The sequence below is a fragment of the Pantoea sp. RIT-PI-b genome (assembly GCF_001187905.1).
Taxonomy (GTDB): domain Bacteria; phylum Pseudomonadota; class Gammaproteobacteria; order Enterobacterales; family Enterobacteriaceae; genus Pantoea; species Pantoea nemavictus.
Genome location: NZ_LGIS01000018.1, coordinates 131023 through 142757 on the forward strand (window position 1 = coordinate 131023; position 11735 = coordinate 142757).

15 protein-coding genes are annotated in these 11735 nt (G+C 54.2%); 7 read left to right on the forward strand and 8 right to left on the reverse strand.

The window, feature by feature from the left end; all coding sequences use genetic code 11:
• Positions 1–15 precede the first annotated feature (15 nt).
• From ppiA to AC790_RS12180, 3 genes are all read left to right on the forward strand, one after another.
• Positions 16–588 carry a peptidylprolyl isomerase A gene (gene ppiA, locus AC790_RS12175; RefSeq protein WP_007892242.1) on the forward strand — a complete coding sequence of 191 codons (573 nt, stop codon included), beginning with the start codon at positions 16–18 and terminating at the stop codon, positions 586–588.
• A 98-nt stretch (positions 589–686) separates the two neighbouring features.
• Entirely contained in the window at positions 687–857 is a 171-nt protein-coding gene (locus AC790_RS24205) for a YhfG family protein (protein ID WP_007892241.1), read from the forward strand.
• Positions 847–1446 carry a putative adenosine monophosphate-protein transferase Fic gene (locus AC790_RS12180; protein ID WP_049851948.1) on the forward strand — a complete coding sequence of 200 codons (600 nt, stop codon included), beginning with the start codon at positions 847–849 and terminating at the stop codon, positions 1444–1446. Before AC790_RS24205 ends, AC790_RS12180 begins: the two co-directional genes overlap by 11 nt.
• On the opposite strand, the gene AC790_RS12185 is transcribed toward AC790_RS12180, so the two are convergent.
• Entirely contained in the window at positions 1441–1764 is a 324-nt protein-coding gene (locus tag AC790_RS12185; RefSeq protein ID WP_049851949.1) for a DNA-binding transcriptional regulator, read from the reverse strand. The genes AC790_RS12180 and AC790_RS12185 overlap by 6 nt on opposite strands.
• Positions 1748–2119 (reverse strand): type II toxin-antitoxin system RelE/ParE family toxin, encoded by a 372-nt coding sequence (locus AC790_RS12190; protein ID WP_049851950.1) that lies wholly within the window; start codon positions 2117–2119, stop codon positions 1748–1750. The genes AC790_RS12185 and AC790_RS12190 overlap by 17 nt, the downstream gene beginning before the upstream one ends.
• Before the next feature lie 149 nt (positions 2120–2268).
• Here AC790_RS12190 and AC790_RS12195 point away from each other — a divergent pair, with 149 nt between their 5' ends.
• Positions 2269–2844: an aminodeoxychorismate synthase component II gene (locus tag AC790_RS12195; protein ID WP_049851951.1), complete on the forward strand. Its 576-nt coding sequence runs from the start codon at positions 2269–2271 to the stop codon at positions 2842–2844.
• A gap of 87 nt (positions 2845–2931) precedes the next feature.
• Entirely contained in the window at positions 2932–4152 is a 1221-nt protein-coding gene (locus AC790_RS12200; protein ID WP_049851952.1) for an aspartate aminotransferase family protein, read from the forward strand.
• Here AC790_RS12200 and AC790_RS12205 read toward each other — a convergent pair.
• Both AC790_RS12205 and crp read right to left on the reverse strand, forming a co-directional pair.
• Positions 4149–6227, reverse strand: coding sequence for a YccS/YhfK family putative transporter (locus tag AC790_RS12205; protein WP_049851953.1), 2079 nt, complete (start codon positions 6225–6227; stop codon positions 4149–4151). The genes AC790_RS12200 and AC790_RS12205 overlap by 4 nt on opposite strands.
• Before the next feature lie 58 nt (positions 6228–6285).
• Complete coding sequence (gene crp, locus AC790_RS12210; protein ID WP_003852956.1) at positions 6286–6918, reverse strand: cAMP-activated global transcriptional regulator CRP; 633 nt, start codon at positions 6916–6918, stop codon at positions 6286–6288.
• A 304-nt stretch (positions 6919–7222) separates the two neighbouring features.
• On the opposite strand from crp, the gene AC790_RS12215 reads away from it, so the two are divergent.
• A complete protein-coding gene (locus AC790_RS12215) occupies positions 7223–7627 on the forward strand; it encodes an OsmC family protein (protein ID WP_049851954.1) in 405 nt (134 codons plus the stop codon).
• A gap of 80 nt (positions 7628–7707) precedes the next feature.
• On the opposite strand, the gene AC790_RS12220 is transcribed toward AC790_RS12215, so the two are convergent.
• The 3 genes from AC790_RS12220 to AC790_RS12230 all read right to left on the reverse strand — a co-directional run bounded on the left by AC790_RS12220 (position 7708) and on the right by AC790_RS12230 (position 9876).
• Positions 7708–8577, reverse strand: coding sequence for a phosphoribulokinase (locus tag AC790_RS12220; protein ID WP_049851955.1), 870 nt, complete (start codon positions 8575–8577; stop codon positions 7708–7710).
• Positions 8578–8638: 61 nt separating this feature from the next.
• Complete coding sequence (locus AC790_RS12225) at positions 8639–8857, reverse strand: YheU family protein (RefSeq protein ID WP_007892223.1); 219 nt, start codon at positions 8855–8857, stop codon at positions 8639–8641.
• Between the two features lie 2 nt (positions 8858–8859).
• The gene (locus tag AC790_RS12230; protein ID WP_007892221.1) at positions 8860–9876 is read right to left on the reverse strand and encodes a hydrolase; all 1017 of its coding nucleotides are present in this window, start codon (positions 9874–9876) and stop codon (positions 8860–8862) included.
• Positions 9877–9936: 60 nt separating this feature from the next.
• Here AC790_RS12230 and AC790_RS12235 point away from each other — a divergent pair, with 60 nt between their 5' ends.
• Positions 9937–10539 carry a LysE family translocator gene (locus tag AC790_RS12235; RefSeq protein ID WP_049851956.1) on the forward strand — a complete coding sequence of 201 codons (603 nt, stop codon included), beginning with the start codon at positions 9937–9939 and terminating at the stop codon, positions 10537–10539.
• Between the two features lies 1 nt (position 10540).
• Here the strand turns inward: AC790_RS12235 and AC790_RS12240 are convergent, their stop codons facing one another.
• The gene (locus tag AC790_RS12240; RefSeq protein ID WP_049851957.1) at positions 10541–11521 is read right to left on the reverse strand and encodes a LacI family DNA-binding transcriptional regulator; all 981 of its coding nucleotides are present in this window, start codon (positions 11519–11521) and stop codon (positions 10541–10543) included.
• Positions 11522–11735 lie beyond the last annotated feature (214 nt).

The window sequence follows — 11735 nt, forward strand, 5'->3', positions numbered from 1 at the left end:
GGTAAGGAATCTTTCATGCTTAAACGTACTTTAACAGCGGCCGTTGCCCTGTTAGCGCTCTCTTCTGTATCTTCTGCCGCTCTGGCAGCCAAAGGGGATACACATGTGCTGCTCACCACGTCTGCGGGCAATATTGAACTCGAACTGAACAACCAGAAAGCCCCGGTTTCGGTGAAAAACTTCGTCGATTACGTCAACAATGGTTTCTACAACAACACCATTTTCCACCGCGTTATTCCTGGCTTTATGATTCAGGGCGGCGGATTCACGACGGATATGCAGCAGAAGCAAACTGTTGCGCCAATCAAAAACGAAGCCGACAACGGCTTGCGTAATCTGCGTGGCACCATTTCAATGGCGCGTACCGCAGATAAAGATAGCGCCACCAGCCAATTCTTCCTCAACGTGGCAGATAACGCGTTCCTCGATCACGGTCAGCGTGATTTTGGTTATGCGGTGTTTGGTAAAGTTGTGAAAGGCCAAGATGTGGTCGATAAGATAGCTCAGGTGCCGACCAAAGATGTGGGCCCGTACCAAAATGTGCCGTCAAAACCGATTGTTATCCTCTCCGCCAAAGTCCTGCCTTAATCGCGTAACGCGCCATATTCCCCTGGCGCGTCATTTCATCTCCGGCAAAGCAAAAAATTGCTGCTTATACTTAGGGCTCATTGCTTGCCGGAGGCGCTATGACCAGCAAACTCACCGAGAAACAGAAAGCCACGTTATGGCAGCAGCGCCGTGCTGCGAGCTATCAAGCCAGCTGTCGCCTGGCCGGTTACACGTCGAGTGAACCTTTAATCGATGCAGAACACGCCGAAGAACGACTGGCGTCGCTGAGGAGACAATATGGCGGATAATAGCTTAGCGGTGCGCGATCCCTACCTGTGGCATAACGACAGCGTGCTGAAGAATCGCCTCGACATTCACGACGAAGCGCAGCTGCGTAAAGCCGAACTGGCCTTCAGCAGCGCGCGTCTGGCGACGTTAGAACTGGGGCCGCGCAGCATCGGCTTGCCGCGGTTGTGCCATATTCATCGCACGCTGTTTCAGGATCTCTACAGCTGGGCGGGAGAGCTGCGCACTATCGATATCTGGCGTGATGAAACGCCCTATTGCCACTGCGAATACATCGAGAAAGAGGGCAATACGCTGATGCAGGCGCTGGAAGAGGAGCGCGGTTTAGCCGACCTGCCAGCGGAAACGTTCACGGCGCGCATCGCTCATTACTACTGTGAGATTTTCGTCCTGCATCCGTTCCGCGCTGGCAACGGACGCGCGCAGCGCATCTTCTTCGAGCAGCTGGCGTTGCACGCCGGTTATCAGCTGTCGTGGGAAACACTCGAACGCGAGGCGTGGCGCGCCGCGATCTCGGCTGGCGTCGCGGGCGATCTGGATCCGCTTACTGCCCAGTTTGCGAAAGTGGTGAGCCCGGCAAAAATTTTATAGCAGGATTTGCAGCCCATGTTTTTGCACCACCGACAACAGCTTGAGAGAAATACCACCTGGCCGTTTAGCGCCAGTTTCCCACTTTTGCACGGTTGACACGCTGGTGTTGAGATAGCGGGCAAAGACAGGCTGACTCACATTTAAATTCTCGCGCAGGTTTTTTATTGCCTGCGCATCCAAGGCTGTTACTTCACTCAGGCAACGTTCATCAAAGTCACGCATGCTCTGTTTGCTAAGTGCACCCGCTTCAAACAGACCCGACGCTGCGCTATGGATGGCTGCAAAAGCCGGGCTGTTAAATTTATGCGCTTTGGTCATGACATATCTCCACCAATTCTTGAACGGTTATTAACCGATTTAGCGTCTCGTTTGAAATTAGCGAGTAATGCTTTGCCAGGTCACGGAAGCCCTCAAGCTCGCTTTCACTGAGGTTGGCCTGATCCTGTTTGGCGAATAAAAAGGTATAAATCCAATTCTTTCCCCCTTTCGCCAGAATAATGGCGCGCTCACGATTTTGCTGCAGACGTTTTTTAAAAACGCCACCTCCTAAGTTATCAGCATGACCGAGCTTTACTGCTGCAATAGCCTGACAAAGTTCATCATCGCCAATCAAATGACGGCGAGCTTGCTTACTGAACCATTTGGTTTTGAATACTCGTGTTGTAGCTGGCATAGCAACTCTCCAAAATATAGCACTGGGTGTGAGAGTAATCAGAATCTTTTTTATCAGCTAGCGGGTATTAAGTTTGGAGGTGTTAACATGGTTTTTTTGCGACCTTTCTTGCACCGGTTGCCCGTAATGACTCAGTGCTACGATCTACTATGCTGCTGCTAATCGATAACTACGACTCCTTCACCTGGAATCTTTACCAATACTTCTGCGAACTTGGCGCGGATGTGCGCGTGGTGCGCAACGATGCCATTACGCTGCAAGAGATTGAAGCGTTGCCGCTAACGCATCTGGTGATTTCGCCAGGCCCGTGCACGCCAGATCAATCCGGCATCTCGCTTGCCGCCATTCGCCACTTTGCCGGGCGCGTACCGATTCTCGGCGTTTGCCTTGGGCATCAGGCGATCGCCCAAGCGTATGGTGCGCAGGTGGTACGTGCGCGGCAGGTGATGCACGGTAAAACCTCGCGCATACAACACAGCAATCAAGGTGTGTTCCGCAACCTGAATAACCCGCTTACCGTAACGCGCTATCATTCGCTGATTGTGGCGCGTGATACGCTGCCCGCTGAGTTTGAAATCACCGCGTGGAGCCTGCGCGACGGTGAACCGGATGAGATTATGGGCTTCCGCCATCGCACCTTGCCGCTGGAAGGCGTGCAGTTCCATCCGGAAAGCATCCTCAGTGAACAAGGCCACCAACTGCTGGCTAATTTCCTCAGCGCGTAACTTATGTTTGCCTTCGTATGATTTTTTATGCATATTTTGTGATTATATTTTCACATTAGCTCAACATATAACCCGATGAGGTCATCAATGGCAGCGGAAAAACTAGCGGTAACCCGGGAAACGTTCGATAACGTTATTTTGCCTGTTTATGCACCTGCGCAGTTTGTGCCGGTTAAGGGCAAAGGCAGCCGAGTGTGGGATCAGCAGGGCAAAGAGTATATCGATTTCTCAGGCGGTATCGCGGTAACTGCATTGGGCCATTGTCATCCGGCGCTGGTGGAGACGCTGAAAACCCAGGGCGAAACACTGTGGCATACCAGCAATGTGTTCACCAACGAACCGGCGCTGCGTCTGGCCAGCAAACTTATTGCTGCCACTTTTGCCGACCGCGTGTTTTTTGGTAACTCCGGCGCAGAAGCCAACGAAGCAGCCTTCAAGCTGGCACGTTATTACGCCTGTAAAAAACACAGCCCGTTTAAGAGCAAAATCATCGCCTTCCATAACGCCTTCCACGGTCGCACGCTGTTCACGGTCTCGGTTGGCGGGCAGCCGAAATATTCCGATGGCTTTGGGCCAAAACCGGCGGATATCGTGCATGTGCCCTTCAACGATCTCGACGCAGTAAAAGCGGTGATTGACGATCACACCTGCGCCATCGTGGTGGAGCCGATTCAGGGCGAAGGCGGCGTGGTACCCGCTACGCAGGCGTTTATGCAGGGTTTACGCGCATTGTGCGATGAACATAACGCGCTGCTGGTGCTGGATGAAGTGCAGAGCGGCATGGGCCGCAGTGGCAAACTGTTTAGCTACGAGCATTACGGCATCAAGCCCGATATTCTCACCAGCGCAAAAGCGCTGGGCGGCGGATTCCCGGTGAGCGCGATGTTAACCACCAACGACATTGCATCGGTGATGTCGCCAGGCGTACATGGCACCACCTACGGCGGCAATCCGCTGGCCTGTGCGATTGCTGAAACCGCGCTGGATATCATCAACACACCGGAAGTACTGGAGGGTGTGGAAGCGCGCCGTCAGCAATTTGTTGAAGCACTGCAAGCCATCGACAGCAAATTCGATATCTTCAGCGAGATTCGCGGCAAAGGCCTGCTGATAGGTGCCGCGCTGAAGCCGCAGTTCGCCAGCAAGGCGCGCGACATCCTCAATGCTTCTGCAGCGGAAGGGCTGATGATTCTCACGGCTGGCACCGATGTGATTCGTTTTGTGCCGTCGCTGGTAATTGAGCCAACCGATATTGCCGAAGGCATGACGCGTTTCGCGACGGCGATTGAAAAGGTGCTGGCCGCTTAATCCGCTTTCGGACGTAACACCTTGAGCCAGCGGCCATGATGCGGTCGCTGGCTCCACGCCAGTGAAGAGATGGTGTGCATGACGTTAAGGTGCTGCAAAATCCGCTTCACATGCTGTTCGACAATCGTAACCGGCCCTTCGTTAAGATTCTCCGGCGCTTCCAGAATATTGCTGTCGTTGCCCGGCCCGTCATACGCCAGCCGCTGCTGGCAACGCTGCAGCGCAATTTCACAAGATTGCAGATAACGTTCCGCCAGCTTCGCCGTCAACATGGTGTGCTCGCGCGCCAGAATCGTCATGGCGTTAATGTGCTCAACGATAAACTGGCTGTGCGTCACCCACATGCGCATATCTTGCAGATATTTCAGGTTAAAGCCCGGCTCGCTCGACGCCTGGTTCAATGAATTGAACAGCGCATTGTGTGCCTGGTTAACCTTGATACGCTGATACGCCAGCTTCTCCGGCGACTGCTCCGGGCCAAGCAGTAGCTGCAACGCTTCCTGATATGCTTCCAGCGCATCGTGCGCATTCTTGCGCAGCAGTCCGCTTTGCCACTGCGGCCACAGCCAAATCATGCCGGCGAAAGCAATCAGGCAGCCCATCAAGGTATCCATCATGCGCGGCAACAAGAACTGCGCGCCGTTGAGCGACAGCAGCTGCAGCGAATACACCGCAGTGACGGTGAAGCCAATCATCGACCAGCCATAATATTTCCGCGTGATCAGATAGCTCGCCAGCGTGATGCCCAGCATAAACAGCAAGGTGATCGATTCTGGCACCGCCAGCTGCAGCGAGGCCGCGGCAATCAATAAACCGGCAAAGGTGCCCAGCGCACGGTGCTGAATACGCACGCGCGTGGCGCTATAGCCGTTCTGGCTGACGAACATAATCGTCATCAAAATCCAGTACGGTTTGGGGATATTGAAGAACAGTGCCAGCGAGCTGCCAAACATCAGCATTACGGCGAAGCGGGCCGCAGTGCGTAAGGCGGTGGATTTGAATGACAGATAACTGCGCAGTGCTGGCAGCAGTGGCAAACGACGTTGACGATCGGCCATCAGGTCGCGCGTGTAGAGCGGTTTCTGCGTGCGCAATACGCGGGCGATGCGGCTGAAGTGGTAGAGGCAGAAATTGCCGACCGGATTATCCGGATGCTGGCGGGCAATTTTCTCTAGTGCGCCGAGCTGTTTCTCCATATGAAAGCGATCCGGCAGCTGATGATAGAGAATGGCATCGGCCAGCACGCGTAACCGTGCGGAGATAATTTTGGCGTTCCAGCGGATCACCGCTTCAGCGTGACTCTCCTCCACCAGCTTCTGCACCTCTTCAGGCTGATGCAGGCTGACCGAGATGTGTTCCTGTAAATCCAGCGCTACCTGGAAGGCGCGCGTCAGGCGCTTGTGGCTGTTATCGCGGCTGGCCGACAGCATATGCATTTGCTGGTAGCAGGTGGTAATGAGATCGACCGCCTTTTGCTGACGTGCCAGCAGCGGTGGCAGCGCTTTTTCCGGATCGGTTAGCTGCGTCAATAAGGTGTACTTGGCATCGCAATAATCGGCCAGTTCGCGGAACAGCAGGCTGAGTGATTCGCGCATCGGCTGCTCTTTCCACAGCCAGAACCAGAACCAGTTGAATAAGCCGTACCACAGCGTGCCGCCAATATAGAGCAGCGGCGGCACCCATATCGGCATACGCCCAACCAGGCTGAGCGTAAAGATGGCGGCGATTAAAGGGGCGGGCAGCAGCCGCGCATGCAGCGGGCCGATTTCGCCGGTTACGCCGATCAGCAGCGGCAGCGCCAGCAGGATCAGCGGCAGCGGAATCTGGTAAGCGGTCAAAATTTGCATCAGGAAACTGCCGGTGGCAAACAGCGAACCACCGACAATCAGGCGTTTGAAGAAGCGTTTATGCGGCGTATCCAGACCCGCCATATTGCAGCAGGCAGGCACTAACGAGAACAGCAGGCCTTTTTGCAGATCGCCAAACAGCCAGCCGAGAGCCACAGGCAGGCACAGCACCAGCGTTTGCCGCAGCGCATAGTTAACTTCAGGATGATAGATGATTCGGCGCCACATCAGCTCATCGCAAATAGAAACGGCGCGATGTTGCCATCACGCCGTGGGTGAGAAGAAATTAGCGGGTGCCGTAAACGACGATGGTTTTACCGTGTGCGGAGATCAGATTCTGATCTTCCAGCATTTTCAGGATACGGCCCACAGTTTCGCGTGAGCAGCCCACGATCTGACCAATCTCCTGACGGGTGATTTTGATTTGCATGCCGTCTGGGTGAGTCATCGCATCTGGCTGTTTAGCCAGATTAAGCAGCGTTTGCGCAATACGTCCTGTCACATCAAGGAAAGCGAGGTTGCCCACTTTCTCCGATGTCACTTGCAGACGACGCGCCATTTGCGACGAAAGTCGCATTAAAATATCCGGGTTTACCTGAATCAGCTGACGGAATTTTTTGTAGGAAATTTCAGCCACTTCGCAGGCAGACTTCGCACGCACCCAGGCACTACGTTCCTGGCCTTCTTCGAAAAGACCGAGTTCGCCGATAAAATCTCCCTGATTGAGGTAGGAGAGAATCATCTCTTTGCCTTCTTCATCTTTAATCAGTACCGCTACGGAACCTTTAACGATGTAGTACAGCGTTTCCGCTTTCTCACCCTGATGGATGAGCGTGCTTTTGGATGGATATTTGTGAATATGGCAATGGGACAGGAACCATTCGAGTGTAGGGTCTGTTTGCGGTTTGCCGAGAACCATTCGCTATTATCCTCTGTTGTAATCGTGCCCAAAATACAGGGGGCATTTTTTCCCTGTCAGGCGGTTTAATCGTCGAGCGTTTCCAGTAATGGAAAAATTATTCCGGGTCATTCTTAAGCTACGCTTTTGATTCTTCCCGCCTTCGTCTGTAACGACGAAAATATTTTCAGCACTGTTTGTAGCACAGCTTTTGCGAGCTGTCTTGTGTTGTCTCGCTTCAGCAAACGGGGGAATAGTCTGGATTGCTGTTTATCAGGTGAAAGCGTAATCTGGCGGCAAAACCGCCGCTTCAGGAGAAAGAATCATGCAGGCACGAGTGAAATGGGTGGAAGGTCTTACCTTTCTCGGAGAATCCTCATCCGGTCATCAGGTATTAATGGACGGTAATTCCGGTGATAAAGCGCCAAGCCCAATGGAGATGGTGCTCATGGCCGCCGGCGGTTGTAGCGCCATTGATGTGGTGTCGATTCTGCAAAAAGGGCGCAGCGATGTCGCCGATTGCGAAGTCAAACTGACGTCAGAACGCCGCGAAGAAGCACCACGCATTTTTACCCATATCAACCTGCATTTTATCGTCAGCGGCAAAGCGTTGAGCGACAAAGCTGTAGCGCGCGCGGTTGATCTCTCTGCGGAAAAATACTGTTCGGTGGCGATCATGCTGGGCAAGGGCGTGGAAATCACCCACAGCTATGAAGTGATCGAGCTTTAATGCTTCCAGGTGCGCATCAATGCGCACCCTACAAAACGCTATCATTTCGTAGGGTCGCCATTCATGGCGACCAATGACACTCACTCAATCCGTTTTCCTTCAATTAGTCGCTGAACCAGCGGTAGCATTATCAGTTCCATCGCCAATCCCATTTTGCCGCCCGGCACCACCAGCGTATTAATGTGGGAAATAAACGATCCCTGAATCATCGCCAGCAAATAGGGGAAGGCGATACCTTCCAGCCCGCGGAAGTGAATCACTACGAAGCTTTCATCGAGTGACGGAATTTCACGTGCGGCAAACGGGTTTGAGGTATCAACGGTTGGCACGCGCTGGAAGTTGATATGCGTGCGTGAAAACTGTGGCGTGATGAAGTTGATGTAATCCTCCATCGAACGCACCACCGAATCCATCACCGCCTCACGTGAATGGCCGCGCTCGCCGGTGTCGCGCACCAGCTTCTGAATCCACTCAAGGTTAACAATCGGCACCACGCCCACCAGCAGATCGACATGCTCCGCCACATTCTGCTGCTGTGTGACCACGCCGCCGTGTAAGCCTTCATAGAACAGCACATCGGTGTTTTCCGGCAGCGGTTGCCACGGCGTGAAAGTGCCGGGCACCTGATTCCACGGCACGGCTTCATCGTAGGTGTGCAGATATTTCCGCGATTCGCCCAGGCCGGTTTTACCGTAATGCTTGAACGTCTGCTCCAGTAAGCCAAAGTCGTTGGCTTCCGGGCCGAAATAGCTGATGTGGCGGCCGAGATCGCGCGCTTTGCGGATCGCCATGTCCATTTCCGGGCGCGTGAAGCGATGGAAACTGTCGCCCTCTAATTCCGCCGCATGCAGATTAAGCTGCTGGAAAATTTTGCGGAAGGCGAGGCTGGTGGTGGTGGTTCCGGCACCGCTGGAACCGGTGACGGCAATAATTGGATGCCTGGCTGACATAACAGAGCTCCCTGTGAGGTCCGGCGATGAGCATTGTTACCACGAATTGCGCTTGGGTGCATCAGCCGCGGAATTCACCCTTCGGCATGATATTGATGGATTCATGCAGTTCTGACCACACTAACACGACGTCGCCGCGCTCTAGCTGACGCCGCACATCGGCAACTTTTTGCAGCAAACTGCGCTCCTGCTCGCCGTAATCGGTGCCTTCACGTAACACAAAGGTTTCAATCAGATTTTCCAGCGTGTCCGCTTCGAGTTCTTGCCAGGGAATAATCACAATTACACATCCAGATACGTTGAGAGCCAATCGGGTACGCGCTGTTCCAGCCACATTTTTGGTTTAAGCAAGCTGCCGCCGACGAAGCCAACGTGGCCACCGTGCTGCGTCAGCTGATACTGCGTGGAGGCTGACAGCTGTTCGGGGCGCGGGATCACGGCATCGGTCATAAAAGGATCGTCTTGCGCATGGATGATCAATAACGGTTTGCGCACGCCGGTCAGCAGCGGCATGGCGCTAGCACGTTGATAATAGTCGTTCGCGTCAATAAAACCGTGCGCACGTGCGGTTATCGCATCATCAAATTCGCGTAAGCGGCGAAAAGCGCGGAGTTGGCTGAGATCGACCGGCAACGTGCCGGGCCAGGCGTGTAATTTACGCGTGGCGTTCTTCTTCAGCCGCGTCAGCAAATAGTGCTGATAGAAACGCGAGAAGCCGACATCCAGTTTGGTGCTGCACGGCTCGAGCGCCAGCGGTGCTGAGATGGCGATGGCGGCATCGATGGGCGCATCGTTACCTTGCAATCCCAGCAGGCAGGCCAGCATGTTGCCGCCGAGCGAAACGCCCACCGCAGCAGTCGGCACCGTGCCCCATTCACGCTGCAGCCAGTGCAGGAAAAAGGTGGCGTCTTCGGTCTCACCGGAGTGATAGATGCGCTCCAGGCGGTTCGGTTCGCCGCTGCAGCCGCGGAAGTGCATCACTACCGCCAGCCAGCCACGTGCCTGACACGCCTGCATCAAGCCGTGCGCGTAGGGGCTGCGAAAGCTGCCTTCCAGGCCATGAAACATCACCATGCGCGGCTTATGACGCGCCTGCGCCGGATCTTCGCTCCACGCTAAATCAACAAAATCGCCGTCCGGCAAGTCAAGACGCTGCCAGTGCGGACGTAAGGTGACGCGGCGGCGCAGAATGCGCGGTAGCAGCGTTTGCAGGTGCGCGTTAGTGAATCCGCGCAGTGGTTTAAAGCGCTCGCCGCTGGGGCGATCAAAATAGCTTGGGTAAAGGCTTGTCTGATGCATAAGTCGCTGATAGCTTCGATGGGTTGTTCGCTTTACTGGGTGAGGAGCACCCGAATATACATGGAACTGAGTCTTTTTTTATCAATGTTAGGTTTTCTTTGGGTCGCAGCCATCACGCCCGGGCCCAATAATATGTTACTTACCGCCTCTGGTGCTAATTTTGGCTTCCTGCGCACCATCCCGCTGCTCATTGGTATCATGATTGGTATGCAAGTCATGTTGCTGATGGTGGCATTTGGTATCGGCAGTCTTATCCTGCTTTATCCCTCACTACATCTGATCCTGAAGATTGCCGGTAGCCTCTATCTGCTGTGGCTGGCGTGGAAAATCGCTACCGCCGCGTATGAAAAGCTGGAAACCGACGATGTCACGGTGAAGCAGATGCCATTCTGGCAAGGCGGTTTGCTGCAGCTGATCAACCCGAAAGCCTGGCTGATGGCGCTCGGTGCTGTGGCCAGCTTCAGCCTGGCGGGCACGGAATATCTTCATTCGGTAGTGGCGATTAGTCTCGGCATGTTGATGGTGAACGTGGTTTCCGGCGTGATCTGGATGGGCTTTGGCTCAATGATTGGACGTTTGCTGCGCAGCCCACGCGCATGGAAAATCTTCAATCTGGCGATGGGCTTGCTTACTGCAGCCTGTGTGTTGCTGATCTGGCACTGAGTTAACTGGAAGCGCGCTCGACGCGCTTCCAGGGCAATACTTCATGCACCATCGCTGAGTTTGGCTGACGAATGCGCTGCAGCAGCAGTTGTACGCTGCGCGCGCCCATGCGATTCATCGGCTGCTCAATGGTGGTCAGCGGTGGATTCAGGCTGCTGGTAAAGTTAATGCCATCAAATCCTACTACCGCTAAATCTTCCGGCACGCGCAAACCCGCTTCCAGCGCTGCGTGTATTACGCCCACTGCCAATACATCCGATACCGCAAACACCGCATCGGGCGGTTCTGACTGCGCCAGCAGTTCGCGCAACGCCGCGCTGCCGGCCTCGCAGGTAATATTCTCGGCGTACGCTACGCTGCCCCAGTTTAGTTCCAGCTGTTCCAGCGCATCGCGATAACCCTCTTCGCGCTGATGTGAATAGAGGTAGCGCATATCACAGTTGACCAGCGCAATGCGGCGACGGCCTTTGCCCGCCAGATAACGCACGGTTTCAAACGCCGCTTCTTTATTATCAATCGCCACGCTGGAGGCCTCGATTGACGGATCGTATTCGGCACATTGCACCCAAGGCGCGTCGCCAATCAGCTCCTTCAATTCCTGCAAACAGCCGGCGGCATCCATGGTGATCACGCCATCCACGACTTTACCGGTGAGGAGCGCAATATAGGCCGCTTCGCGCCGCAGCTGTGATCCTGAGTTACACAGCAGAATGTGATAACCCTGCGCTTCAGCTTCTGCCTCAATGCCCTGAACCACGCGCGAGCAGAACGGATTAGTGATGTCAGGAATCAGCACCAGCAGCATATGGCTTTGAGCAGTACGTAACTGGCGCGCCAGCAAATTGGGTTGATAGTCGCAGATGTCGATCGCCGCCAGCACTTTGGCACGCGTATCCGGACGCACACCCGGATTGTGATTCAAAACCCGTGAAACTGTGGCTTTTGACACGCCAGCTAAATGCGCGACTTTCTCAATCGACATGGATTTGGGACCGTTAGTAGAGGGGTGAAAAATGAGAAGTCTATCAATATCACAGTCCTATTGTGAGCGCGTGACATATTTACCGATTTACCGGTTCTTTCCATTTGCACTTTTTGCATAGCCTTGCCCAATGTTGATCTAAGAACGGATCGTCATTAGGGATAATTTTTAATTCCTTTATGAAATTACTGCTGCTGGAGAAACTGCCACCACA